This window comes from Rhizobium sp. ERR 1071 (assembly GCF_007828675.1).
Taxonomy (GTDB): Bacteria; Pseudomonadota; Alphaproteobacteria; order Rhizobiales; family Rhizobiaceae; genus Rhizobium; species Rhizobium dioscoreae.
The window spans coordinates 271,482-296,940 of record NZ_VITM01000005.1 but is presented as its reverse complement, the minus strand read 5'-3'; the positions used below and the strand labels follow the sequence as shown (position 1 = coordinate 296,940).

21 protein-coding genes are annotated in these 25,459 nt (G+C 58.1%); 6 read left to right on the top strand and 15 right to left on the bottom strand.

The features are described 5' to 3' along the window. The first annotated feature begins 86 nt into the window (after positions 1-86). Together FBZ99_RS19660 and galE are read left to right on the top strand one after the other, a co-directional pair. Positions 87-1,061, top strand: coding sequence for a UDP-glucuronic acid decarboxylase family protein (locus FBZ99_RS19660; RefSeq protein ID WP_145634402.1), 975 nt, complete (start codon positions 87-89; stop codon positions 1,059-1,061). Then, entirely contained in the window at positions 1,058-2,032 is a 975-nt protein-coding gene (gene galE, locus FBZ99_RS19655; protein ID WP_145634400.1) for a UDP-glucose 4-epimerase GalE, read from the top strand. The genes FBZ99_RS19660 and galE overlap by 4 nt, the downstream gene beginning before the upstream one ends. Before the next feature lie 3 nt (positions 2,033-2,035). Here galE and FBZ99_RS19650 read toward each other — a convergent pair whose 3' ends face one another. The 8 genes from FBZ99_RS19650 to FBZ99_RS19615 form a co-directional block, all read right to left on the bottom strand. Next, entirely contained in the window at positions 2,036-3,214 is a 1,179-nt protein-coding gene (locus FBZ99_RS19650; protein WP_246661145.1) for a glycosyltransferase family 4 protein, read from the bottom strand. 47 nt (positions 3,215-3,261) lie between these two features. Beyond that, positions 3,262-4,002, bottom strand: a complete 741-nt coding sequence (locus tag FBZ99_RS19645; RefSeq protein ID WP_113331142.1) for a class I SAM-dependent methyltransferase — start codon at positions 4,000-4,002, stop codon at positions 3,262-3,264. Further along, positions 3,999-5,312 carry a glycosyltransferase family 2 protein gene (locus tag FBZ99_RS19640; protein ID WP_113353264.1) on the bottom strand — a complete coding sequence of 438 codons (1,314 nt, stop codon included), beginning with the start codon at positions 5,310-5,312 and terminating at the stop codon, positions 3,999-4,001. The genes FBZ99_RS19645 and FBZ99_RS19640 overlap by 4 nt, the downstream gene beginning before the upstream one ends. After that, entirely contained in the window at positions 5,309-6,532 is a 1,224-nt protein-coding gene (locus tag FBZ99_RS19635; protein ID WP_113353265.1) for a glycosyltransferase family 2 protein, read from the bottom strand. The genes FBZ99_RS19640 and FBZ99_RS19635 overlap by 4 nt, the downstream gene beginning before the upstream one ends. After that, positions 6,513-8,336, bottom strand: coding sequence for an ABC transporter ATP-binding protein (locus tag FBZ99_RS19630; protein WP_145634396.1), 1,824 nt, complete (start codon positions 8,334-8,336; stop codon positions 6,513-6,515). The genes FBZ99_RS19635 and FBZ99_RS19630 overlap by 20 nt, the downstream gene beginning before the upstream one ends. Beyond that, positions 8,333-9,334, bottom strand: a complete 1,002-nt coding sequence (locus FBZ99_RS19625; RefSeq protein ID WP_173002523.1) for a glycosyltransferase family 2 protein — start codon at positions 9,332-9,334, stop codon at positions 8,333-8,335. Before FBZ99_RS19625 ends, FBZ99_RS19630 begins: the two co-directional genes overlap by 4 nt. Positions 9,335-10,066: 732 nt before the next feature. After that, complete coding sequence (locus FBZ99_RS33890) at positions 10,067-10,252, bottom strand: type II toxin-antitoxin system RelE/ParE family toxin (protein ID WP_442966493.1); 186 nt, start codon at positions 10,250-10,252, stop codon at positions 10,067-10,069. After that, complete coding sequence (locus FBZ99_RS19615) at positions 10,249-10,500, bottom strand: antitoxin (protein WP_069615183.1); 252 nt, start codon at positions 10,498-10,500, stop codon at positions 10,249-10,251. Before FBZ99_RS19615 ends, FBZ99_RS33890 begins: the two co-directional genes overlap by 4 nt. 253 nt (positions 10,501-10,753) lie before the next feature. Between FBZ99_RS19615 and FBZ99_RS19610 the strand changes: the two genes are divergently transcribed. Continuing rightward, the gene (locus FBZ99_RS19610) at positions 10,754-10,969 is read left to right on the top strand and encodes a hypothetical protein (RefSeq protein ID WP_113391713.1); all 216 of its coding nucleotides are present in this window, start codon (positions 10,754-10,756) and stop codon (positions 10,967-10,969) included. A 22-nt stretch (positions 10,970-10,991) separates the two neighbouring features. On the opposite strand, the gene FBZ99_RS19605 is transcribed toward FBZ99_RS19610, so the two are convergent. Continuing rightward, entirely contained in the window at positions 10,992-12,779 is a 1,788-nt protein-coding gene (locus tag FBZ99_RS19605; RefSeq protein WP_113388749.1) for a thiamine pyrophosphate-dependent enzyme, read from the bottom strand. A gap of 138 nt (positions 12,780-12,917) precedes the next feature. Beyond that, positions 12,918-14,102, bottom strand: coding sequence for a 2-isopropylmalate synthase (locus FBZ99_RS19600; RefSeq protein ID WP_145634394.1), 1,185 nt, complete (start codon positions 14,100-14,102; stop codon positions 12,918-12,920). An 866-nt stretch (positions 14,103-14,968) separates the two neighbouring features. Here FBZ99_RS19600 and FBZ99_RS19590 point away from each other — a divergent pair. After that, positions 14,969-16,156 (top strand): adenylate/guanylate cyclase domain-containing protein, encoded by a 1,188-nt coding sequence (locus FBZ99_RS19590; RefSeq protein WP_145634391.1) that lies wholly within the window; start codon positions 14,969-14,971, stop codon positions 16,154-16,156. Between the two features lie 477 nt (positions 16,157-16,633). Here the strand turns inward: FBZ99_RS19590 and FBZ99_RS19585 are convergent, their stop codons facing one another. From FBZ99_RS19585 to FBZ99_RS19570, 4 genes are all read right to left on the bottom strand, one after another. Continuing rightward, positions 16,634-17,563, bottom strand: coding sequence for an MYG1 family protein (locus FBZ99_RS19585; protein WP_145634389.1), 930 nt, complete (start codon positions 17,561-17,563; stop codon positions 16,634-16,636). 209 nt (positions 17,564-17,772) lie between these two features. Continuing rightward, positions 17,773-18,606, bottom strand: coding sequence for a carbohydrate ABC transporter permease (locus FBZ99_RS19580; RefSeq protein WP_113331154.1), 834 nt, complete (start codon positions 18,604-18,606; stop codon positions 17,773-17,775). Continuing rightward, the gene (locus tag FBZ99_RS19575; protein WP_145634388.1) at positions 18,603-19,499 is read right to left on the bottom strand and encodes a carbohydrate ABC transporter permease; all 897 of its coding nucleotides are present in this window, start codon (positions 19,497-19,499) and stop codon (positions 18,603-18,605) included. Before FBZ99_RS19575 ends, FBZ99_RS19580 begins: the two co-directional genes overlap by 4 nt. Before the next feature lie 132 nt (positions 19,500-19,631). Beyond that, positions 19,632-20,966 (bottom strand): extracellular solute-binding protein, encoded by a 1,335-nt coding sequence (locus tag FBZ99_RS19570; protein ID WP_145634386.1) that lies wholly within the window; start codon positions 20,964-20,966, stop codon positions 19,632-19,634. A 233-nt stretch (positions 20,967-21,199) separates the two neighbouring features. On the opposite strand from FBZ99_RS19570, the gene FBZ99_RS19565 reads away from it, so the two are divergent. Next, positions 21,200-21,823: a GNAT family N-acetyltransferase gene (locus FBZ99_RS19565; RefSeq protein WP_145634384.1), complete on the top strand. Its 624-nt coding sequence runs from the start codon at positions 21,200-21,202 to the stop codon at positions 21,821-21,823. A 23-nt stretch (positions 21,824-21,846) separates the two neighbouring features. Here the strand turns inward: FBZ99_RS19565 and FBZ99_RS19560 are convergent, their stop codons facing one another. Next, positions 21,847-23,601, bottom strand: coding sequence for a glycogen debranching protein (locus FBZ99_RS19560; protein WP_442966497.1), 1,755 nt, complete (start codon positions 23,599-23,601; stop codon positions 21,847-21,849). 368 nt (positions 23,602-23,969) lie between these two features. On the opposite strand from FBZ99_RS19560, the gene FBZ99_RS19555 reads away from it, so the two are divergent. After that, entirely contained in the window at positions 23,970-25,142 is a 1,173-nt protein-coding gene (locus FBZ99_RS19555) for an ROK family transcriptional regulator (protein WP_145321418.1), read from the top strand. The last annotated feature ends 317 nt before the right edge of the window (positions 25,143-25,459 follow it).

Here is a 25,459-nt window from a genome sequence, read left to right as displayed (position 1 = left end):
GTCCTTGAAAGCGGCATCCCAGCCCCGGCATCCGACATAGTTTCCGACGGCGGCGATATCACGCCACTAGTGGCGAGATAACCGTCATGCAGCAAACAAAGCGAATCTTGGTTACCGGCGGCGCAGGTTTTCTCGGCTCCTTCCTATGCGAACGGCTTTTGCGGGAAAAACACGAGGTTATCTGCGTAGACAATTTTTTTACAGGACGGAAAAGCAACGTCTCGCATCTGCTCGATAGCAGATCTTTCGAAATCGTCCGCCACGACATTACCTTCCCCCTTTATGTGGAGGTCGACGAGATCTACAATCTCGCCTGTCCGGCGAGCCCGGTTCACTATCAGTTCGATCCGGTGCAGACCACCAAGACCAGCGTCCACGGCGCGATCAACATGCTTGGCCTCGCCAAGCGGGTCGGCGCCAAGATCCTCCAGGCCTCGACATCCGAAGTCTATGGCGATCCCGAGATCCATCCCCAACAGGAGGAGTATTGGGGCCGGGTGAACCCCATAGGCCCGCGCTCCTGCTACGACGAGGGCAAGCGCTGCGCGGAGACCCTGTTCTTCGATTACTGGCGTCAACACCGGCTACGGATCAAGGTGGCGCGCATCTTCAACACCTATGGCCCAAGGATGCGTCCCGATGATGGCCGCGTCGTCTCCAACTTCATCGTGCAGGCGCTGCAGAACAAGCCGATAACGGTCTATGGCAGCGGCCATCAGACGCGCTCGTTCTGCTATGTCGACGATCTTATCGATGGCCTGGTTCGCCTGATGGGAACAAAGGACGAGATCACAGGCCCGATCAATCTCGGCAACCCGGCGGAGTTTACGATGCTGGAACTTGCCAATCTCGCGATAGAACTGACCGGCAGCCGCTCGGCGATAAAATACCTGCCACTGCCGGCCGATGATCCCAGGCAACGGCAGCCGGATATCGGGGTCGCGTCGCGCGAACTCGGCTGGAAACCGAAGGTTCAGTTGAAAGCCGGGCTTGGCAAAACGATCGCCTATTTCGAGGAACTGCTTTCGTCTGGCCGTTCGCGCGCGATCGCCGCCGAATGAGGACGGTCCTTGTCACCGGCGGAGCCGGCTATATCGGATCGCATTGCTGCAAGGCCTTCGCAAAGGCTGGATGGTCGGTTGTCACCTACGACAATCTCTCCCGCGGCTGGCGTGACGCCGTGAAATGGGGGCCGCTGGTCGAGGGCGACATTGCCAACCGCGAGACGGTCGCGGCGACGTTACGCCAATACCGTCCGGATGTGGTCGCCCATTTCGCGGCCTATGCCTATGTCGGCGAATCCGTCGAGTTTCCCGAACTCTACTATCGGAACAACACATTCGGGACGCTGGTTCTCATCGAGGAAATGCTCAAAGCGGGCGCCAACCGGCTGATCTTTTCAAGCACCTGCGCATCCTATGGCATTCCGAGCCGCACCCCGATTGACGAGACTCATCCGCAGTGGCCGATCAATCCCTATGGATGGTCGAAGTTCATGATCGAGCGGATGGTGGAGGATTTCTCGCGCGCCCACGGCCTCAACGCGGTAATGCTGCGATATTTCAATGCAGCCGGCTGCGATCCCGATAGCGAGATCGGTGAACGGCACGAGCCCGAGACGCATGTCGTGCCACTCGCCATAGAAGCGGCGATCAGACCGCGCCGAACCTTCACCATCAACGGCACCGATTTCGACACGCGCGACGGAACGGCCATCCGCGACTACATCCACGTCAGCGATCTCGCGCAGGCTCATGTCCTTGGTGGAGAGAAGCTGTTGCGGGATGAGGGTGTACACATCTACAACCTCGGCACCGGCAACGGAACGACCGTTAGGGAATTGGTCGATGCCGTCAGCCGCATTTCCGGACGCAGCCTTCCGGTCGCCTATGGTCCCCGCAGGGCCGGCGACCCACCGGCTCTTGTGGCTGCGGCCGATAAGGCCGAGCGAGAGCTTGGATGGGTGCCCAGGCATTCCAGCATCGAAAGGATTATCGAGACGGCGCTCGCCTGGTATCGCGACCGGATGTGATCCTTACCTGCGTGCCGTTGTCAGAAACTCATCGAGAGCGGCGCCAACCGCTTCGATCGAAAACTTTTCCATCACCCGCCGTCGGGCGGCGGCACCCAATCGCGCGCGAAGAGCTTCATCATCTTTCAATCTCGCCAAGGCCGACGCGATTTCCTCGGGCTGTTCCTGCGCGACCATCAGGCCGCCCGAGGCCTCGCCGTCGACGAGAATGTCCGGCAGGCCTTGTGCATCCGAAGCGATGACGGGAAGGCCGCAGGCCATGGCTTCCAATGGCGCGACCGGCATGCCCTCGATACGGGAAGCCGTTACATAGACGTCCGCGGCCGATAGCCAGCGGCGGATCAAGGTTCGGTCCGTCATGTAGCCGGACAACCATTGCACGTTCGCCAGTTCGCTTGCGCGAACGAGTTTGGCGAAGGCGTCATTGTCCTGACCCGAGCCAATGATCACCAATCGGCACGCAGAAACACCGGCGAAGCGTTCCCAGGCCTTGAGAAGCACATCGAGCCCCTTGCGGCGGATATCGATGCGCCCGTGATTGACGACGATGAAGCAATCCCGCGGCAGGCCAAGATTTGCTCGCGCCTCGCTGCGATCCAGCGCTTGCCATTCCTGGGTAGCCAGCGGATTGGGGATATTCGCTATATTGGGAGCAATGCGTGGATAGGCCCTGGCAAGACGCTCACGCTCCGCGGAAGACGCAACGATCAGGCCGCGGCAGGCGCGCAGCGAAAGCCGTCTTGCAGCGGCCTCGACCCAGGACAGCGTGCGATCCCCTCCCTGAAAGGTGGCATAGAGTGGGAGGTCCAAGCCTCGTGCCAGCCATGCCAGCGCATCGAAGCGCGTATATTCATACTCTTGGGCAAGCAGCAGATCGCATTTGGAGCGGCAAAGAATCTCGCGGAAGGCTGAAAGCGGTGTTGCAGACCAGCGTCGCAGGCTATAAGCGGCAGGAGAATGGCCCTGGCGTGGCCGCTTTGCCGGTGCGACCCAGATCGGCGTGCCCGTGCCGGGGTGCTCATAGCATTCAATCCTGTTCACTCGCTCCGATGCACAGACGATGATCGGCTTGTGGCCGGCCGAACCCAGTGCCGCCGCATAGCCGAACAGCCAGCCTCCCGTCATCCGCTCGACGAAATCCTGAAGTTTAAGCCCGATCGGATCGAGAAATTCTTCGATCACGTCTCCCCATGGGAAAAGCGCGATCACCTTTGACGTCTGGACACCTCTCATTTGCGCCAGGCAAAGGCAGTCTCGGTGCCACGCGTGGATGGCCGGTGCATCAGGTAACCGAGGAAGGTCACGGGCGCGGCCAGCGCATAGAGGACCTTGCGACGACGGCGTCCGATGCGGGAAAACGAAACGTCGTGGAAAAACGCGGTGGCGGCGTTGATGAAGGTGGCGCGCCGTTCCGGGCGTCTGTCGAAAAGGGCCGCGAGTTCCGGGTCCCGGTATCCCCGCCTGACATGGCCCCATTCGCGCATCAGTTCGCTTTCATGCGGACAATGGCGTTTCATGACGCTGAAATAGGGATAATGCCAATTGATCTCGGGGGTGGAGATCAGGACATATCCGCCCGGCCGTACCACCCGCAGCGCCTCCTGCGCTGCGCGGCGGTCGTCCTCGATGTGCTCCAGCACGTCGAACATGGTGACGATATCGAAACTGTCGTCATCCATTGGCAGCGAGCAGGCGTCGCCGCAAATGAAGGTCGATTTCGCCCAGGACGGCTGATGGTCGGCCAGTTCAGGGTCGATATCGAGCGTGACGATTTCGGCTTGCGGATAAAGGATGCTGGCAAGACCGCTGCGACCGCCGCCGATTTCCAGCACCCGTCCGGTGCCTCCGGTTTCCGCCGGCGCCACCCGATGGATGGCGCGCATCTTTTCGCGATAAAACAGACCATCCGTCAAGCCGTTCGGATAAGGGTTTCCGGACAGAAACTGGCCAAGCGCTGCTTTCTTGATCATCGCGATATTCCCTTTTCAGCCTTAGCAGCGGTCCCCATCGGGGTTCGCCGCATTCTCCAGCCGAAGCGCAGGAGAAACTGCAGGCCGGTGAGCCAGCCCTCTACTTCGGCCGCCAAAATTCCGAGCCTGCCCGGAGGCCCTTCGAAAAGCGCCTTGACGAAGGTCTTGGCAAAATAGACCGGCAGCTGCTTGCCGATGCGCACGATGTTTCCGCGATCGCCGAAATTGTCGTATTGCGTCACAAGGGCTGCCACATGGCCCTTCATATAAGCTTTGATCTGCCGCTTGAGGCCGGGCCAGTCGCTACGATGGTGGTGGAAGACAACGGCCCGGGGTTCGTAGAGGCATACGCCGCCGGCCGCCAACAGTCGGTACCAAAGCTCCGAATCCTCAGAGCATCCCGCCGCTCCCGCGCCAAGGCGTTCGTCAAAGAGGCCAACCCGCTCGAATACGCAGCGTCGAAAGGCCATGTTGGCGCCGGCGCCGATCTTCCAGACATGGGCTCCGCTCGGCCGCGTCTCCTCAAAGAAACGCCTGTCGAAGGTGAGCGGCACAAAGGTGGAGCCAAAGCCGCCCATGGTGAACTGAAAGGAGCATTGCGCCGCCGTATCGAGACGCGCCGGCAGCACAAGACCGGTGAACGCGTCGACGACATTCCGTTGCGCAAAGGCACGCGCGATCTCCGCGGTCCAGCCCGGATGGGCTTCGACGTCGTCATCGGTGAAAGCGACGATATCAAACTGGCTCGCTTGAATCCCAGTGTTCCGGGCTCGACTTAGACCGGCATGGGGCTCGTGGACATAGCGAAAATCGGGGAATTGCCTGCAGATGTCCCTGGCGTTCCCGTCTTCGGAATTGTCGACGATGACGACCTCGCCCGGAGCGCTGCGTTGCGCTGCGAGGCTGGCCAGACATTTGCTCAGGGCCGGACCACGATCACGGGTGCAGACGATCACGGAGACATCCCGCGCCGAAGCCGAGGATGGAATTGCGATCGCATCGAGCGTCTCTACCAGATTTTCCGATTCAAGCGCGGTCTCCAGCGAGAGCGCGGGCTTGGGCTGTCCTTCATAGGTGGCACGCAACGGCGCGCCCAGCCCGACGCTGCGCGCTTGGAGTTGTGCGGCCGCATGTTCGGCAGCAAGCTGGCGCAATTGAGAGGCACCGTGAGGTAGCTCGTCCTCCAGGGATGCCCGTGCCCCGAGCGGCAGGTCCTTCCACCAGAAGATCGACAATGCGGGCGCACGAGCGCCGCCGATATCCGCAGCGGCAAGATCGACATGCCTCACCTCAAAACGTTCTGTCGTCATGAATTGCGCTCCCGGATCGACCTGATACGGGCGCGCGAGCGATCGTATTCACCGGCAAGGCCGTAGATTCCGCCCCACAGCTCCGCGATACCGAAACGCAGCTCATGCCCACGCAGCCGCCGCGCAGCGCGGGCAAGCGCCTTCAACTGGTCGAAGAACCACCAGCGGACCATGGCGCGATGGCGCGCTCGCATCGCGCTATCGGTGCGATAGCTCTTGACGAGAAAGGCCATCATGCCAAGACCCCAGGTCCAGTATTGCCGCCTGAGCTGCGGAATGGTTTCGCGGTGCTCGTGATAAACCGCATATTCCGGCTCATAAATCATCGGGCGTCCGGAGCGCAGGACGCGGTAAAAGATATCGAGATCCCCGCCTCCGGGCAGCGGCGCGCCCGTATCGAGCGCCTCGTCGAAACCGCCGAGCTCGATCAGCAACGCGCGGTCGAAGGCCATGTTGCAGCCGGCGCCGAGAATGCCGGCGCCAACGGGATGGAGCGGATTGTCAAAGCGCGCCTTGTGAAACTCCCGCCGCGCAAAGCCGCGACCGAACCCTCCGCGTCGCTCGAAAAAGACCTGCGCCTCGGTGTCGAGACGAAACGGCAGCACGAGGCCGGTGAAACCGCCGACGCCAGGGTTGTCGCGGCACGCCTTGGCAAGGCCTGCAAGCCAATTGCGGTCCACCACGACATCATCGTCCAGATAGGCGATAATGTCGCCCCAAGCCGCATGAAGGGCGGCGTTTCGGGCGAAATCCAACCCAGCCTTCGGTTCGAAAACGTAGCGGATATCGCGGAAACTCTCGGCGGCTTCGCGCGTGGCCGCATCCACCGAGGCATTGTCGACCACGATGATTTCGACGAACTGGAAAGGAGATCCATCCCGAACCTGATCGAGCGACCGCAGCAATCGGGAGAGGCGCTGCGCACGATCCTTGGTGCAGATCGCGATGCTGAGACTGGGCAGCGTCGTCTCGCTCGCCGGCAAGCGCGCCCTCAGCTCCTCCTCCAGCTTCGCGACGAGGATGCGTTCCGCAAATCGCTCATCGGCAAGGGATTTCAGGCTCTCGGCCGGCAGCATGGAGCCGGCGGGTCGCTCGATCATTTCAAATGCGATCAGCCGGCCTTGCCATCGCGCGATCAAGCCGACACCGGTCTGCTCAGCCGAGAGTTCGATCGGCGCCAGGGGCTTCGACAACTCGATATCAATAAGCTTGTAACTCATCACCCAACTCCCGCCCGCCGCGGCGACCGTGCTGAAATTCGTGGAGCCTGGAAAAATGTCCCTGCCGCTTGAAGAGCTCATCCGGCGAACCAGCCTCGACCACACGGCCCTTCGTCATGACGATGATCTGATCGGCGGCCAGAACGGTCGAGAGCCGGTGAGCGATCACGACAACGGTGCGGTTGTGTGAGTACTCGTCGAGCGCCAGCTGAAACGCCTGTTCGGTTTCGGCGTCGAGCGCGTTCGTCGCCTCGTCCAGGAGCAGAATATCGGGATTTCGAAGGATCGTTCGCGCAAGGGCCACGCGCTGCCTTTGCCCGCCCGACAGGCGCATTCCCTGATCGCCGATCCGTGTGCCGTAGCCATCCGGAAGCAGGCGGATGAAATCGTCCGCCTTGGCGATTTCGGCAGCCTTGCGGATCTCGGCGGGCCCGGCCTCCAGATCGCCATAGGCGATGTTGGCTGCAATCGTGTCGTTGAAGAGATGGACCTCCTGCGACATCAGCGAAAGGCGCTTGCGCCAGCTGCGGAGATCGAATTCGGAAAGAGGCATGCCGTCTGCCACGATCGCACCGGATGTCGGATCCATGAAGCGAAAGAGCAGCGCCATGACCGTGGACTTACCAGCCCCCGATTCGCCGACGATCGCCGTGGTTTTGCCGGCGGGAATGCTGAAGGAGACATCCTCCAGCGCAAGCGGCTGACCAAGCGCATAGCGGAAGGAGACATTGCGGAATTCGACGGCTTTCCTGAAGGCGGGCGCCTGCACGTGCCCCTGCGAGAGAAAAGGCTTCTCCGTCGTGCGGAGGAAGTCGTCGACATCGTCGATGCTGCCGGCGAGCCCATCGAGCGCGATCTTTGATTGCAGCAACTCGCGCGTTGGGCCTTGCAGACGATATAGCAGCGAGAGAAACGCGGCCAGTGCGGCAATGCCCAATCCTACCGATTGAGCGACAAGAACGAGCGCACCGATCAGGATCGTAATCGAGATTTCCGAGACAGGTCCCGGTGTCGCCCACAGCATATCGAGCTTCAGAAGGCGTCGCCGCACATTGTCGGAAGTCTTCCGGAAGCGGTTGCGTTCGTAGTCCTCCTGGGCGAAGGCGCGGATCAATTGCAGCGCGTTGATGCTCTCCCACATCCTCAGGCCGAACTGCTTGTTTTCCTCGACAACGGCCTTGCCGGTCTCGTCCGCGCGCCGAGTGGCCAGGCGAATGGCCATGGCGCCCATGAGCAGGAATATCATCGAGAAGAAGGTCAGACGAACGGAAATCAGCAGCATCAACAGCATGAAGACGGCGAAGGTGCAGAAGCAGATCATCAAACGGTAAGCGAGGCTTAAGGCCTGACTGACTTTCCAGGTGTTGTTGGCGATCGTCGTGATGATATCGGAGCGTTTGTTTTCCACCCGATAGTCGATGCACGAGCTTATCGTCTGATCGAAGACCCTTGCTCTTAGCCGATGCGCAACGAGACCGTCGATATACCGGGTCACCCAGATATTGACGAGATGGACGGCGTTCTTCAGAAGGATACTGACGCACAACACGCCCACCAGGAATGCCGTCAAATGGCTCTGTGGAACGGCCGCGAGCAGCCGGTCGAAAATTCGCTGCCATTCTCCCTGCTGCGCCGCTACGGCACCGAGACTCTGAATGAGGGGAATGAAGAGAAAGAGGCCTGCCCCCTCGAGAACCGCGGCGGCCAGGCCGAGCCCGATGATGGTCGGTCCTGCCCAGGCAGGCGCCTCCGCCAGGCGGAAGAGCCGTTGCAGGCGCGTGAGAAACGAACCACCCGGCCTCACGGGACCGTCTCCAGATAGAGCGGCCGCAACTCCGCGTTTCTTTGCAATCCCCTCAGCCGAGCCTTGAGCCAATCGGGAACCAGCCTGGCACGGCAATATACGTCCAATATGTTTGGCAGGCTCGAAATCGCCTGACGTGGCTCCAATGCCAGAAATCGCCGAAACAGATCACAACCATCGAAAAAGCGACCGCTGACAAAAGCTCTGACGACCAGCCAATGGATCATATCGACCAGATGGGCATCGAGATCGCTACCATACTGAGGATATTTTTCACGATACTCGGCGAGGACGATTTCGCATGAAGAGAGCATCCGCCTGACGTCGCTCGACATGTTCGTGTTCGTCATGCGGTAGCCGATCAAGTGCTGCTGTATGACGCGGAATTCGTAATTCTCCGCAATTCTGAGGCAGATCAGAAGATCCTCGCAACCCTGCGCGTTGCGTGCCCTTAAGGATGGGTCGAACTGCCCGGCGTCTTCGAAGGCGGAACGACGCATGAGCATCGAACTGCCGTTGCCGACGAAATTGTTTCTGCACATGCGCTGAAGCACGTGTCCTTCATGGCTTGGCCGGTTATGCAGCGAAAACACGCGGCTATGTTCGTCGATGAGCGCATACCAGCAATAGGCCAATCCCACTGACGGCCCGCCCACGTCAAGCGCTTGCCACTGAAGTGCGATCTTTGACGGAGCCCATAAATCGTCGGCATCGATAAATGCGAGAAATTCGGCATCGGTCGCGGCCGCACCGTTGTTACGCGCGACGGCGACACCACTATTGGCCTGCCGAAGGATCCGAATTCGCCGATCCTGCCTCGCATATTCAGCCACGATCGATAATGATCGATCCGAAGAACCATCATCGACAATGATGATATCGAGCTCCTGATGCGTCTGGCGACAGATGCTGGCCAGGGTCGCACCGATCGTTCGTTCGGCGTTGAACATCGGTACGACGACCGCAACGGTGGTCCTTCGCTTAGCTTCCACAGCCATTGCCACCCTTGGCGACGAAGCAGATGATACAGCTACCGACGGAAGCATTGGTGAATGCCGGGGCTGGGGTGCCGCTTTCACGGGCGCCGTTCATATTCATCGATCTCTCCGCATGCACTACGACAGCGGCCGAATATCCCGCCGCTTCCCTCGCGGGAAACAACTGGCGCAAAGGTCGGGGCAATCCATGGCATTAGGACCAAAGATTGCGTCCTCGGCCCTAGGTCCGATCACAAACCAGACTTTAGTCCGATGTAGATGGCTTTGTTGCCAAAATCAGCGGGGCGATTTCCGGCAGCGATGGTTTTCAGCGGGATTTTTTACGGGCACTTCCAGGTGAACTCACCGCGGGGGCGGTGACTTTGCGGGTATATACATCCCGCCGCCTACCATATTTCGATTCGGCGCTGATCCATTCAATGCGACACGCCCGCGGACGCCAACCGGAGGCGCCAGCAATTTCAACACATCGGCGCGCACGAGGCTTGCATATGTAACGGGGTCGCGACGACGGCGCGTAGATCGATCGGACAACGACTGGGCTTGATGCGTGATCCTATCCGACCACCTCCACCATCTGCAAGACATCTCGCCTTCGCCCAAAGATCATTCGTTCAGACGGCTAGCCAATCGCTTCATCAAATCCATTCGTTCATGAAAAATCGCCGCGATCAGTGCAGGCGCATCTTCGCGAAGCAGACAAAAGACATAGTAGTGTTCACATCGCGCCATTCACAATGCCGGATAAAGCGCACTCATATCCTTAAAAGGACCCTTACCCTCGGCAAGATTCGCAAAACCTCGCTCCAAAGCCGCGATGTACCAGCGCACCTGAGCGGCACCCCATTGCGCATGCGTGTAGCGGATTACAGATCGCAGATCAGATTCTGCATCCGCGGTAAGAATGTAAGCCGTCAAGCACGATCCTCGGCAATTTCCTCATCGAGGATGTCACCTACGGTTTTAGTCGACAGTTTTCCGGCGAGCCCATCATTGATGCGCGTATTCATCAACATCTTTAACTCCTCCCAGGCTCGATCTCCATCTATATCCCCGGGAAAGAGACGCTCAAGTGCATACTGTTTGATTGTCTTACCCTGCAAAGCGGCCATCGCCTTTAGGCTTTGATGTTGCTGGTCTGTCATGTCGATCGTTAAACGGCTCATCTAGCGTGCTCCTCAAGGCCCACATTAGCACATATGTGGGTACGTGACCACTGCCGCGAGGCTTATTGAAATGCACGGCGGCCGCTCCCAAGCGCTACAACCATTCCTAGAATAGGAGAATTGCTCATTCGTAACGGCGAGCAAATGATGGTACTTCGCTTGAAAAATAGCCTTGAAGCGGTTGCCTGCGCTCACCCGCGCTATACCTTGTCGATAAATATGGACGTCTGTCGTCATGGAGGAGAGCATCGTTATGCCAGCTAAGCAATGGCTGATCGGTTTTGCGGATCAATCGAAGCAGCAATGCCACGAGCAACTCCAGCGGACAATCGATGCGGCCGTGCAGGATCTCCTGCAAGATGGATCGGAACCTCAGTGCATAGCGGAAGCTCTGCTCGAAATCGCCGACAACTATTTCGATACGGTCATCGGTGACATGGAGATGACGCCTTCGACACCATTGCATTGATCTGGCATCGACCGCTTGGGGACTACAGGTTGTTGGCCCGCGGGTTTTGTCCCACCACCTGCTCTGCGTCGACGGGCACCTCGACCAGGATGGATGAGCGACCAGGGCCGTAGCTCTCGCGCATGATCTCGGCCAGGTTGCTAAGATCCGGCGCCAGCTTGCGGCTTTCCCAACCGCATGCGCGCGCCATCGATCCAAAGTCGATGCGGTGCAGATCGCTGTGGTAGCGATCGGACGAATAGTCGGGAATGACCACGGGCAGGCCCTGCACCATGATGCCAAGCGCGCCGTTGTCCAGCACGAACAGGACGAGCCCCAATGATCGGGCTTCGGCCAGGCAACCGGCAATCAGCCGGAAGCAGCCATCACCCGTAAAAGCGAAGACCGTCGCGTCCGGTTTCGCGAGCTTAGCGCCGATTGCCACGCCGAATGCTCCGCCCATTGCCGAACCGCGATAGAGCGAATGGAAGCGGACGTCCGGATGCGGGCGCTGCGTGACATACTGACGATCCTTGTAGGCAAGGCACACATCATCGAATGCGACGCTTCCCGGCCGCCAATGACGGTCGAGCTCCTGATAAAATCGGGCGATATCGATTGTGCCGGGACGTGGCGGCATGATCTCGCGATCATTAAGATCGGCCACGAAAGCCGGTGCCGGAGGGCGCGGCAGCTGAAGGTCCTCGAGCCGACCGATCGCTTCGCTCAGAACCTGATCGATCGGTCCTCGAACATCGAAATATTCGCCTCGTACGCGATGCCGAAATTCGCCTCCAACGCTGCCATAAGGGGCGGCCAGATTGGTGAAATTCCATGTCGTATGGGCAGGTATGTCCGAAAAATTAAGCGTATATTCGTCAGGGCAAAATCCGAGAGTGATGACAATATCGTCAGGGCCAAGGCTTCTCCAGAGCTGCATTGCGCGATCATTACCGCCAAATCCCAGATAGCCGAAACCGAAGACATTGTTGCGCGCCACCGCATTCGCCCCGTTTATGCTCCAGACGATCGGTGCCTGTAATGCCTTGCACAAACGTGTGGTGAGAACAGGCATATACGGATACATGGCCGCCTCTTCTCCAGCGAGCACGATCACCCGGCGCCCAGCCGATTGCCGCGGGAATTCGGCCAGAAAATGGGCGAGCGCCCCATGGTCGATCCTGTTCGGTTTATGGGGGTAGTCACCACGCCGAGGCGTATGGACCGGCTCAGGCACCATCTTTCCGAGCGCCTCCGGCGGCATCAGAAGTGCGATAGGCGAGCCCTGATCGAGATGTTTGCGGGCCTGCTCGAGTTGCTCTCCGATACGTTCCGGATCATTCAGGACGAATGTGCCTGATGGCAGCTCGGCCATCATCTGAGCCACGACGTCCGCGCCTTCCGGGCTCGTATCTTGCAGCGGCGCTCGGTATCGCGTATCCGCAGGGCTGAGAGGAATGAGATAGATTGCCGGAATATTGTGCAATTTCGCATCACTCAGGCCGCAGGTCAGCAGCCGCGTTGCGGCTCCCGTTGTCGCAATAGCCGCACCGATTTTCCCGCTCGCCAGATAGTATCCCAACGGAATAAAGCCGGCGACATACTCTCCGATATTGAAGAAAACCGGGAACTCGGCACCGTCGTCGGCAGAGACCATCGGCTCGATGTGTTTGAGCAAATGGATGACCCCTCCTCCCGTGACCCCGGCATAGTGACGCACATTCCAGGTCGCAAGCGTATCGATCAGGAATTCATATCCTGTTTTTGGCACTGCTCTCGGCTTGGCTATCCGAATGTCGCCCGCCGTTTCGACTGCAAGATCCATCGTCATTTTCTCGCTTCTCCGCTGTGACCATCGTTCCCGAATGCTGCAAACTATTGACGCGCGGTTCCCCCGGGCCGGCCGAGGTCCGCGGCAAGCGCGGTTCCGGCACATGGCCGATCCCGTTTAGACGTTCTGGAAGCAGAACTAGGCGATGTGGCTTTCCCTGGAGAGGGCTTCCATACCGACAACCGTCGCCAGAAGGTCCTCATCGCAAAGCGATGCCTTTTGATCGGCGATATCCTTGAAACGAGAGAAAGCGCGATCGAGATCGGCGTCGGAACCGAACTCGACGCCCAGCGAGCGCATGCACATGCGAAAACCGTTGCGGCCCGAATTCTTTCCGAGCACCAGCCGATACTCGTCTGCACCGACCTCCGCCGCCGTCATGATCTGATAGGTCAACGGGTTCTTCAACATGCCATCCTGGTGAATGCCGGACTGATGCGAGAAGGCATTCCTGCCGACGATCGCTTTGTTAGGCTGCACAACGAAACCCGTGATCTCCGAGACGAGCCTGGATGCGGCCGTCAAACGCCGGGTTTCAACGGAGGTTTGGCATCGGAAAAAATCCTCGCGTGTGTGCAGCGCCATGACGATCTCCTCAAGCGACGCATTGCCCGCTCGCTCACCGATACCGTTGATCGTGCATTCGATCTGGCGCGCGCCCTGCCGGGTCGCTTCGAGCGAGTTGGAAACAGCCATGCCCAGATCATTGTGACAATGCGCGGAGAACACGGCCTTGTCAGCGTTGGGCACGACATCGCGCAGATAGGTGAATAGCTTGCCGTATTCGTAAGGCGTGGCGTAGCCGACCGTATCAGGCAGGCTGACCGTGGTCGCGCCGGCTTTGATCACCTGTTCCACGAAACGGGCAAGAAATTCGGGCTCCGATCGGCTCGCGTCCTCGCAAGAAAACTCGATATCCTCGGAATAACGTCGCGCGTGGGCCACCGCGCGAACGGCATGTTCGAGCACGTTTTCCGGTGTCATTTGCAACTTGTATTTCATGTGAATGGGTGAGGTCGCCAGCACGATATGGATACGGGACGATACCGCAACGGAAACAGCCTCCGCCGTCAGATCGATATCGCGCTCGACCGCGCGGCTCAGGCTGCAAATCGTGCTGTCCTTCACGACACTCGCCACGGCCTTGATCGCGTCGAACTCGCCTGGACTGGAGACGGCAAAGCCGGCCTCGATCACGTCGACTTTCAGGCCTTCGAGCATAAGCGCGATCTCGACCTTTTCCCCGGCGTCGAGGTTGATGCCGGGGCTTTGCTCGCCATCACGCAAAGTGGTGTCAAAGATTATGATCTTTTCAGTGTTCATGCGACTCTCCCGATCAATTGAAGCATCGGCTTTGCCGAATTCCTAAGGCTGGCTGTATGGCACTACACACAAGTCATGGATGACCGATGCCTCGGGCGCGTTTCATGCCTGCGGCGAAAATCCATCATCGGATGCAAGTCTCGTCGGATCTGATCCTGATCGCCCCTGGCGTTGCCGGCATGCTGGAAACCGGGCAAAGCGCTTCACGCTTTGGTCGGTATCCAAGCCTGCGCCGTCGGCGAAATTTCGCAATTCTTGGTGTACGCGTCCCATCCAGATGCCTGGCTTTCGATCTGCAGTGATATCCGTGTCTCCGGGCGGCGGCGGCGTCGGAGCGGGATGCAGTCCAGCATGCATGTGATCGGAAGGGAGCTCCGTCCCCGCGCGGGGGCGGCGGGCATCTGGCCGTTGCAGGACAGTCCAGGCCATCTCTATTTTCGGAGCAAAAATTTCAAAACCTGAGAATTGAATGTCCATAGCGCACCGAATGGTTACCACGGCGAGGATGGCTGCATTCGAGGCGGCGGTATTTTAGAAAACTATGGACTATTCTTAGGAAATTACGGCTTTTTGCTTAGTGATAGACACGTGTCGCCAGTTTGCCACACTTGTTTCTGCCAGCAGGCATTTCAATGATATGCTGACGGTTGGCACCTACCCCCGCAGCTCTTCGGCAGCATCCCACACGTCGACGACTACCTGCACCCGCGCGCCTATTGGCGGATCTTGTTCATGCCCCCCACCCCGCTGGTGCGCACACAAGGTACTTTCGCCAGTTTCCATGCTAGGCTGCCATTGATTTGGACCGGAGCACCAAACTCGGTCGACGATCTTCTCAAACTTTGCCGTTCGGAGGAGCTTACGAAGTGACGCAGACGCGGGAGTTGGTCGACTGGATCATAGCCATGGGCCTGACCAGCGACAGCATCGAAGAGATCCTGACCGGAGTTTCAGAACGGCTGACCAGGCTCGACTATCCACTCGTTAGGGCGTCCATAGCCATGCCGTCCATCGATCCACTTCAAAAGGGCTCTTCTATTTCCTGGTCGCGGTCGTCGAGCATCTCTCTCGAAATACAAGAGCACGGCGAAGCGGGTGACGCGATGTTTCGCCGCTCGCCTATTTCATATCTTCTTTCACGAGAGCTGGATGTTGGGCGCTGGAGACTGCCGCCCTGCGGTGACGCAGCCGGGTTCCCGCTGCTAAACGAACTCTCCGATCTTGGGGCAACCGATTACCTGGTAAAACTTGCCCGGTTTCCCGGGGGAACCGCACTGGGCGGTATCGGCTTCTCCTTGGCCGTCGATAACCCGAAGGGGTTCTCCGACGACCAGATTGCCGCCCTGGATGAATTTCTACCGGCCCTCGCCCTCGCATGCTGCCGCATCGCGGCGATGCGTGTGGCGACAGACATGCTCGCCGTTTATACCGGAGCCCGCACGAGCGGCCGCATTCTCCGCGGCCAGACACAACGCGGCAATGGTGATGCCATCCATGCCGCCATCCTGCTTGCGGACCTGAAGAATTTCACGGCGCTAAACGAAGGTTTTCCGCCCGAGCGTATCGTCGGTTGGCTGAACGAGCATTTCGACGCGATCGGCGGGCCAGTCGAGCAATTCGGCGGTGAGATCCTCAAATTCATGGGCGATAGCCTGCTTGCAATCTTCCCGACCGATATTGAAGATCCGGCCAACGCGTGTGAAAGGGCCCTGTCCGCGGCGAAGATGGCAATCGAGGCGAATGCGGCGGTCAACCGGGCACGCATGGTTTCCGAGGAACCACAGCTCCTCGTCGATATGGTTCTGCATATCGGAGACGTATTCTACGGAAACGTCGGAGCTGCCCGCAGACTTGATTTCACGGCAATCGGCAGAGCTGTCAACGAGGCGGCCCGGATGGAAAAGTTGTGCGATACGGTCCAACGCAGCGTGTTGGCCTCCGAACTATTCGCCTCGCAGGTCCAAGACGGATTTGAACGGCTCGGGATTTTCACGCTGAAGGGTGTGAGCCAGCCCGCCGCGGTTTACGGCCTGCCGGATGGGCCAAATTGTTGACTATCACTTCGATGCGCCCTTTCTACCGCGTCCGCACGTTTCCCTACCAACGCTTCGAGCGCGATCTCAAGCTACTGCGAATTAGTTCCGCCGGGCGAGGCTTCCTCACATATCACTTTTCCACCGTCCTGGCTCCGCATACCGGTTTGGCCCACTTGCTGCTTGGTATCCGGCAAAAAACCCGCGAGCAACTGCGCAAGTCGTTCTTTCGACATCGGCGGGGCGGATAAGCGCATGACAAGCCTCCTTTTTGGTGTCGTGATCGTGCCAATGCATGCTCATGGGAGCAACGGTGACGAGGGATCATCCCCAAATAATTTCAGCTGGAAGTATTTTCAGTCGATCTGAACAGCGTACGAGTTCAAGAGCAATCCGGTTCTGGTTGCAAAATGAGTGGCCTCCGTATGCCGATCCGCTCAATGCTCAAGCCGGAGTTGCCCCGTGAAACGGCGATTGCGCTCGGCCTCGAGCCGATGGTCAACCGGCTCCTTGCCCCGCGTCATTCACCGCCAACCTGGCGAGAGCGAGCGCCGCCTCTCGCGTTTTGGCGGCGGCGATAAAGCGGCCGTTGTGGCAGAAACTTGCGCCCTCAATGCCGGTCGCCACTTCCAGGTCGCGACCGCTCAATCCCGCCCAGGTGGCCGGAAGATCGGCTCGCAGTTCGAATCCTTCCTCCGCGCGGCGAATTCCCGTCAGGCACCAGTCGGCCTCGCGCGGATGGACCACGAACAGGACATGATCGGCACCCGCCTTGACGATCGCCGAACGAAATGGCATGCCCATCGGCAGTTCGAGAACACGGCTATCGCCGGCGGACGCAATCGCCTGCAGCACCAGAGTTTCGGCACGCAGTTTCGCATGGAGCCCGGCAATCTTCGCTTCGACGAAATTGCTGGCGATCGCAACGGCGGCGTGGAATGCCCGATCGGTCGCCTCCGGATCCGCGTCGTCGAAGACGGGCTTCAATGTTTCGAGCAACGACGGCAGGGTCAACCCAGCCAGCAGGCCGGCGCTATCCGGGCTGAGCGCACCATTGTCGACCAAGTCGATCGGCAGGACGAAGCCGGCATCGAAAGCCGCATGCACGGTTTCGACAAAGCTGCTTGGGACCAAGAGGGCTGTCAGGTAATCGCGACCGAAATGTTTCCAGATCAACCCGAACGAACTGAAGGGCTGATCATCGTCGCGTCGCGGTGCGCCGCGCTGGTGATGATCGAAAATCCCGGCAGTCGCATCATAAGCGCCGCCGACATCATAGACGATGCGATCGACACCGGGCGTGATCCATTCCGGCGTCCTGCTGCGAACCAGGCGGGCATCAGGGAAAAGCCGCGTGAGAATGACGCTGGACAACACTTCGTCGGCATGGAAGCCGCCGGAATGGGTGACGAGGAAATTGGGAGCCATACGGCCGGGACCTTACTATTCGCGAATTGGACGGACAGGCAGATAACCGGATTTGCGCGTCATCTCAACCGGCAAAGCGATTAGGGGATCCAATAATTGCATGGCCGCGTTCGGCGCGGGAATGGCGCGATGATCGGCGAAAGAAGATTCCCATTGCTTCATGGCGCCCGAGCGCGCGACCGATCTTTTCAATCGAGAGCAAGGTGATTTTACTTCGTCGCTCCAGCCGTCAGGCCTGTGATGAGTTTCCGTTGGAAGAACATATAGGCAAGAATGAGCGGTCCGATAACGATGACAGCGCCCGCCGTCAACACAGGCGTATTGACCGTATAACGTCCCTGGAAAAATAACATACCAATTGGCAGGGTTCGGTAGTTATCGTCATTGACGAGAACAAGCGGAATAAGAAACTCGTTCCATGTCCAAATAAACAGGAACAATGCCAGTGTGGACATCGACGGCAGCATCAAAGGTACGATAACCTTTGAAAGAATATATCTTCTGGATGCTCCATCGAGAACCGCTGCTTCTATGATTTCCGATGGCAGTTGTTGCATCGCGCTAGCCATGAACATGGTGGCGAAAGGCAGAGACATGGCAATTTGGGGAAGGATCAGCGCAGCATAGGTGTTTATGAGGCCGACATAGCGCATTTCATAGTAGAGTGGAATAATGAAGGCTTCGGTCGGCACCATCATTCCAACAGTTAAAAGGACGAAAATGGTGCGCCTGAACGGAAAGGTCAGGAACGCGAATCCGAATCCCGTCAGCGTGCCAAGTATGATGCTAACCACGACAACAGGGAAAACAATCATGACGGAATTCAGGAAATAGACATTAAACCGGCCATCGATCCAAGCATTTGCATAGTTCTCGAAATGCGGATAGGCTGGCAATACGAATGCGCCTTGTATCAGATCGGCACGGCTCTTCAGAGACGTAAGTATCAGAAGGGCAAAGGGAACAATCGCCAAGACCGCGAACAGCCAAAGAATGATACGTGAGGGTAGCACCGCACCTATCGTATGAAAATCTCTGCTCACGTTGCACTCCCTTCATTCACAGGGCGCACCAGCCGGTGAACGGCATAGTTGATAGTAAAGACGAGAATCGCACCGATGATGGCAACGGCTGAAGCATATCCATAACGATTCAGTTGAAATCCAAGCTCATACATATAAATGTTGGGAACAAGTGTGGCGTTGGCCGGACCGCCTCGAGTCATCGTAAAGATCAGATCAAAACTCTTGATCGAGGAAATGATCGTGAGAAGGAGCGCGATGCGTATTTCCGGCAGCAGGAGCGGCAGTGTAATGAAGAAGAATATCCTACTTCCGCTGGCACCATCGACTCGCGCCGCTTCAAACAGCGCAGGATCGATCCGCTGGATGCCGGAGAGAAACAGCACCATGCAGAAACCGAAGAAATACCAGCTCGCAACAATGCCGACCGCTGGTAGGACAAACGTGAAATCGCCGAGCCAGGGCAGAGCGATGGAACCCAGGCCAACCAGCTTTAACGCCTGGTTGATCGGACCAAAAGCGGGATTGTAAAGCCAGTGCCAAATGATGCCAAGCACGGCGGTGGGCATGATATAGGGTAGGAATAGCAGTGTCCGCAGCGCGAACTGCTCCCGCTGCCTAAACGTCCAAACCATCGCGGCAAGTGACAGACCAACGACAATCGGGATGACACAGTAAAATACCATGAAGAGAGCATTGTTTTTCAATGCAACATAGAAAGTTTCATCTGAAAACAATTTTACATAATTGCCAAGACCGATCCAATTGGGCGGGCTGATCCCATTCCATTCAGTGAAACTGATACCGATTGCCGCGACAATAGGACCAAGAATGAGAGCAAAATAGAGCAGCAAGCCAGGCAGAATGTAGATGAGATTTCTACTGGCCTTCGCGTCAAGTGGTGAGCGTTTCATGCACCATCTCGTGGATATGCCAGAGGTCGAATGGCGCCGCTCTGGCCGTGATCAGGATAGACGTACCGAAGTTTCCCGCCGCTGCCTTTCTTCGATCGAGTAGCGCGGCGGGATTGGCTTGTTCGCCGGCAATCACTTGCTCTTCATGTAGGCGGCGTAGTCCGCGTCGAGCTTGGCGATCAGCTCTTCAGGCGTTTCCTTGTTCGCAAGCAGCAGGGGCGTGTTTTCATCAAACGTCTTGAGCATGGTTGGGCTCGCCCAATCGGGATAATGCCCGAGTGCATTGTCATCGTTCAATGATTTCCAGATCGCGATGCCCTCCTTCAGGAGCGGGGACGCGTTAACCCCGGCGTCTGCCGGAACAGGGGTGGCGGGCAGATAGCCGGCGCGGGCCCAGGTCACGGATGCGTCCTTGGAGACCATGTAGTTGATGTACTCGCCGGCGAGGTCCTTCATTTTGTCGCTCTTGGCCAGGCTGGTGATCGCCCAGGCAAGGTCGACGCCGCCAACCGAAAGCGGATGCTTGATACCGGCGGGCGCCGGGATGGACATGAAATGGATATCGGGATTGTTCTGCATATCGCCGAAGTACCAGGTGCCCGAAATCAGGAAGGCCCCTTGGCCGGCGACAAAAAGCTGAACGGCATCATCGCCCGAGATACCCTGGTAACCATCGGAGAAATAGCCGTTTGTTGCCCATTTCTGCACAAGTTTCACCGATTCCAGATTGCCAGGCGTATTCCATGTGCCGCCGCGGCCATAGATCAGGTCATCGAGCGCCTTTCGATCCGAAGCATCGATATGCGCCTGGCTGATCCCGGCCAACATATGGAGCGCCAGATGGCCCTTGGCTGTACCGATTGTCAGCGGTGCGCTGCCTGCCGCCTTGACCTTATCGAGGGCGGCAAGGAAATCGTCGAAGTTCTTGATCGGAAGTTCGACGCCAGCTGCTTTCAGAACCTTTTCATTGTAATAGAGGCCGACGATTTCGGCGAGCGACGAGATGCCATAGGTCTCACCAACACCGAACTCGCCCTTGCTCGACCAGCGGTCACGCGCCAGGAGACTATCGGATTGGTTTTTATCCCATCCATATTTCTTGAGGTAGTTATCGACAGGAACGAGAAGGTTTTCCTTCACCATCGCGCCCATCGCGCCGGCTCCCTGGTTGACCTTAGTCACCACCGGACCATCGCCAGACGAAACGGCGAGCTTAAGCGTGAGATTGAGGTCCTGGAAATCGCGTACGGTGTGATCAAGCTTAACGTCGGGATGCGCCTTCTGGAAATTGGCGTTGAGTTCGGTCATCACGGCGGCTCTCGACTCAGAATCGTGGTCGTCCCAAACCGTGAGCGTCTCGGCAAAGACGGTTGTCGACATGCCGATGCCAATGAAGACGGATGCGGCCAAAATTCCTGTCTTCTTCAGAATGGATGCTGCATTGGTGGAGATGAAATCGCTAAACATTGATTGGTTCCCTCTAGCTGCGTTTTGGCAGTTTCTATCGATTCCAACCGGCTGATCTTGCTAAGACGCGCCGAATGTCTTGCATTGTCGGGCCTTTACTGGACCGACGAATTTCCTTATTCTTTTCCAAAATCTGCGGGTTTAGCCCTCAGATGCAGTCCCTCAAACTTCCCAGTTTTACCGCCGCGTGACGTCAGTTCTCACCGAGCAGCGGCCAGCAGATCGATGATGCCATGCCTCCCAAGATCGACGATTATTTCATCCGTCCGGCCGCTGAGGACGACGTTGACGCCCTCTTTCACATTTGCCTGGTCACGGCTGACGCCGGGGCCGACGCGAGTGCGCTTTACAGCAATCCGCGCCTTCCCGGCTACGTATGGGCCGTGCCTTATCTCAAATTCGCTCCGAATTTTGCGTTCGTTCTTGCCAGGCAGGATCGGGTGGTCGGCTATGTTGTCGGTACGCCGGATACCGCCGGCTTTGACACAGTGCTCCGCAGAGATTGGTGGCCGGTTGTTCGCCGGGAGATCGCCGGTCTGATACCCAAGACGGAAAAAGACGCCGATGTTCTGGAGCGAATAGCCAGTCCTCACAGCGGCACGCCGGGCCTTGAAGAGACCTACCCCGCGCATCTTCACATCAATATTCTGCCTGAAGCCCAATCGGGCGGATGGGGACGGCTGATGATCAAGACCATGCTCGAAGCCCTCACGGCGTATGGCGCACCTGGCGTCCATCTTGGTGTCAGCCCCGCGAACGAGCGCGCCAAGGGATTTTACCGGCATCTCGGTTTCGAAGAACTCAGCCAAAACGGTCACCTCGCCTTCGTCATGAGATTGGACAAGCCGGTAGTCTAAGGAAAATCCGGCCCATCCGCTCATTACCTATTCTCCGCGTTCGCAGCCTCTAGGCCATATTTAAGAACAACAGCCGCCGGCATCGCACTCCATCCCTGCAGAAGGGAACCGCGTCCGTATGGCGGCGAGAAATATTCGACCGCACCGGCCCATCCATTTGCGAGGCAGGTTTCCCACCAGCGTATAAGCGCATAACGCGCTCCACCGAGACCGTGGCGTATTCTTTCTTCCGCATAGACGCCGTCCCAATAGGGCCAATCCGATCCATTATGATAGCGAAAGGGGAACGCGGTCTTCGATCTTACATCACTTGCCCGTTTAAATGGTGGAAACGCGCAAAGGACGCCCCAATCACCATAGGGCTGTTTCGTATTGTTTCGAGCCTCCAGAGCTCCTTCCATCGCCTTCAGGAGACCAATGGCGCGCGTTCGCGAAATCGCCCCATAACGGGAGAGTGTCAGACTGTCGAGCACGAGATGATCCTCGACAAATCCATCAGGAGTGACGAAATCGGCGTAACCGTTCCTGCTCGGGACAAAAAGCTTGTCCTCGATTTCGGCGCGAGCGGACAGCGCTATTTCGCTTGCCTTCCGCGCCAATGTGGGATCATGCCCGGCTCCCAGTTTAGCCACCGCATCCAGTGCACCGACGAAAAGGCCGAGATTGTAGGATACGAGACCTTCCCGGTAGACATTGTCCGCCCAGTCCCTGTCGTTTCGCGGCTTGAGTGGCAATACGCTGCCAGGGCCTGCGAGGGCCAGGTATCGTTCAACGATTGCGGTGACAAGCGGCCAGTGCCGCAATGCTTCCGCCGTATCCCCGGTCGCGTCCACATAATCGACGAGAAAGAGGATGAAGAAAAGCGGGCTGTCAAAATGATCGCTCCACCAATCACCTGGACGATTGTGATGCTCCGGAGCAGCCTTGCCACGATATTTTTCGGGATTTTGTTTGGCATCAAGAACGAAGTTCTGCCAGGCACGAGATTGCGCCGGTCCGGTCAATATCACGCCGCTTGGCGCCTCTCCATCAGGCTGAATTCCCTTGGCCAAAAGTCGAATTTCATCGCGTACCGCCTCCGGCGCAAGCTTCAGCAGCATTTGCATCGTCCAGTAGCCATCGCGATAATAGGTGCGCGCGGGCGCGCTATAGGCCTGACCCGCGGCTAGGCCGGCGAACACACCGTTCTCGTCCAGTCGAATGCTGGAAAGCGCGGCATGCGTGCCTTGAATCACCATGCTGCGCATCACGGGATCGGCATCGGGCGCGACGTCGCACCGGGCGACATAATTCGCCGCTTCTGCCAAGATAGCGTCGCTGGCAAGGCTCAATGCGGCTTCAGCCTCCTCTTCCGAGGCCCCGGCCGCGACGCGGATATCTCCGTCGCCAACCTCGACGATCATCACACCCCAGCCACTCACGACGATACGGCGACTATCGCGTTTGATGATCTTGGTTCGCTGACTGTCCTCATCGATCTCATGCCACCAGGCACCCCGACGAGCCGGATGGATTCCTTCCAGGCGGGCATTGCGGATCAGAAGGATGGGCTTTGACTGGGCGACGAAGATGCCACCTGCTTCGGCGGTGACCCTGTTTGGACCGTAAACGTAAGGTCCGGCAAGTTTGGAAAAACGTATTCGTCCAAGACGGCCGCTTCCCCAAAGAGCGAGATCAAGATACCCGTCGGGATGCGCGTCCGCCTGCAGTCGAGGCGCCATGATCGGCAGAATGACCGGGTGCTTGGTTGTGATTTCGCCTTGGGATGTGGGGGTCATCATGGCAAATCCAGCACCTTTCAACGCGCGGTGTCAGAGATGGGATCAAGCGTGAGATCCAGATTGCAATATCCAGTACACTCGCCGGAATGGAGCGTCACGAAGTCCTCGGCGAATGCGGGATTACACATCCTTTGACCTCGCTTTCATTACCCCTCCGCAACTTGCTCAGCCATTGGGCAAGTCTACAAATTGGGCGCTTAATTTGTCAATGACATGGACAAATTAAATGGTTTTGTTTAGCCAACTCACGGAGATTCACTTGAATTTTGCGATATTCCAGCCGAAGCTAGCGCAGCCACGCGCGAGGTTGGATGAATTAGGAAAAGGTCCCGAACTAATTAGAGGCAGAACCCGAGCCAGCACTGATGCCAAATGCGACCCAGACACCGATAGCGCGAAAAATTTCAACAAATTCCGTCATTCGGACCATACTTGCAAAAGGCCCTATTTCCCGCGCGGATATCGCCAAGCAAACGGGCTTGTCCAAGCAAACGATTTCCGACGTCGTTCGCAATCTCGAAAATAATGGTTGGTTGAAGCCGACTGGATACACCGATGGGCGCCTGGGGCGAACCGCAATAACCTACGAGCTCGATGCAAGTGCCGGTTTCGCTGCATCGATCGATCTAGGCGGAACCAAAATCGCGGCTGTCATCTGCGATCTGGTTGGAAATATCGTTGCTGAAACCAAGGTGCCGACAAGCTCGCGCGGCGGGGTTCATCTCGTTGATCAATTCCACGCCATTGTACAGGACCTCGCCGGGAGCGCCGACATCGATCTTTCCAAATTGCGCGTCATAGTGCTGGCGACCCCAGGCGTGCTTGATCCGACCACCGGACATATCAATGTCGCCCCGAACATCCCCGGAGTCGAAACGATTGACTTGCGCCGGCTCCTGAGCGACCGGATGGCAATCCCGGTCATCATTGAGAACGACGTCAATCTTGCCGCGCAAGGAGAGCGATGGCGAGGGCACGGCGCCACATCGGATAATTTTGCCTTCGTGGCCGTAGGCACCGGTATCGGCATGGGCATTATTGCAAATGGTAGCCTCATGCGTGGCGCACGCGGTGCCGCCGGGGAGATCGCCTATCTGCCTCTCGGCGGAGAGCCGTTTGATCCGGGCGGCTTTACTCTTGGTACTCTTGAAAGCGCCGTGGGTAGTGCGGCGATGGTGCGGCGCTATTGCGGATATGGTGGGCAGAGCGACGCAACGGTCGCGGATCTTTTTTCGGCTCTGGTGGCTGGCGAGCCGGCCGCTGTTGCGGTGATTGAGGAAACTTCGCGATCGATTGCGCTTGCCATTGCCGCGATCGGTGCGACCCTCGATCCGGAGCTGGTGATCATGGGCGGCGGTATCGGCGCGCGCCCCGAACTTGTTGAAGCCATCCGCAGGTATCTGCCACGTTGTACGCCTTACCCACCTCGCATCGAGATTAGTCAGCTTGGCAATCGGGCGGCTCTGGTCGGCGGCATCGGCATCGCAGTCGAGCACATGCACCAGGAGCTGTTCGGTGTTGATTTGCAAGATTCATGAGATGGGCATCGTATCGCGCAGGCGAATTGCTTGAAGACAAATTCAACAGGCAGAGTTTAAAGATAGCAGGCTGCCGGACAACTGGCCTCAAGGAGTATATGAACAATCGGGAATGCGTGGCAGATGCCCGACTTGCGTGAATGGAATGCGACCATTCCTCAAGCAATTCGTCTGGAGCGATGACCTTGCCGACGGCGAAGTAACCACGATGCCCTCCGTCCGTCGGCGCATGAGCGAGAGTGCGATCCAGTACACCGATTGCGGCCGCGATCTGCTCCTCGACGTTGCGCAGCAAATCGCGGACCTCATTCAGTTTC

Coding starts and splice junctions, on each gene's coding strand:
- FBZ99_RS19660 (WP_145634402.1), top strand. CDS start 87: ATGCAGCAAACAAAGCGAATCTTGGTTACCGGCGGCGCAGGTTTTCTC.
- galE (WP_145634400.1), top strand. CDS start 1,058: ATGAGGACGGTCCTTGTCACCGGCGGAGCCGGCTATATCGGATCGCAT.
- FBZ99_RS19645 (WP_113331142.1), bottom strand. CDS start 4,002: ATGATCAAGAAAGCAGCGCTTGGCCAGTTTCTGTCCGGAAACCCTTAT.
- FBZ99_RS19640 (WP_113353264.1), bottom strand. CDS start 5,312: ATGACGACAGAACGTTTTGAGGTGAGGCATGTCGATCTTGCCGCTGCG.
- FBZ99_RS19635 (WP_113353265.1), bottom strand. CDS start 6,532: ATGAGTTACAAGCTTATTGATATCGAGTTGTCGAAGCCCCTGGCGCCG.
- FBZ99_RS19625 (WP_173002523.1), bottom strand. CDS start 9,334: ATGGCTGTGGAAGCTAAGCGAAGGACCACCGTTGCGGTCGTCGTACCG.
- FBZ99_RS19615 (WP_069615183.1), bottom strand. CDS start 10,500: ATGAGCCGTTTAACGATCGACATGACAGACCAGCAACATCAAAGCCTA.
- FBZ99_RS19610 (WP_113391713.1), top strand. CDS start 10,754: ATGCCAGCTAAGCAATGGCTGATCGGTTTTGCGGATCAATCGAAGCAG.
- FBZ99_RS19605 (WP_113388749.1), bottom strand. CDS start 12,779: ATGACGATGGATCTTGCAGTCGAAACGGCGGGCGACATTCGGATAGCC.
- FBZ99_RS19600 (WP_145634394.1), bottom strand. CDS start 14,102: ATGAACACTGAAAAGATCATAATCTTTGACACCACTTTGCGTGATGGC.
- FBZ99_RS19585 (WP_145634389.1), bottom strand. CDS start 17,563: ATGGCTCCCAATTTCCTCGTCACCCATTCCGGCGGCTTCCATGCCGAC.
- FBZ99_RS19575 (WP_145634388.1), bottom strand. CDS start 19,499: ATGAAACGCTCACCACTTGACGCGAAGGCCAGTAGAAATCTCATCTAC.
- FBZ99_RS19570 (WP_145634386.1), bottom strand. CDS start 20,966: ATGTTTAGCGATTTCATCTCCACCAATGCAGCATCCATTCTGAAGAAG.
- FBZ99_RS19565 (WP_145634384.1), top strand. CDS start 21,200: ATGCCTCCCAAGATCGACGATTATTTCATCCGTCCGGCCGCTGAGGAC.
- FBZ99_RS19560 (WP_442966497.1), bottom strand. CDS start 23,601: ATGACCCCCACATCCCAAGGCGAAATCACAACCAAGCACCCGGTCATT.
- FBZ99_RS19555 (WP_145321418.1), top strand. CDS start 23,970: ATGCCAAATGCGACCCAGACACCGATAGCGCGAAAAATTTCAACAAAT.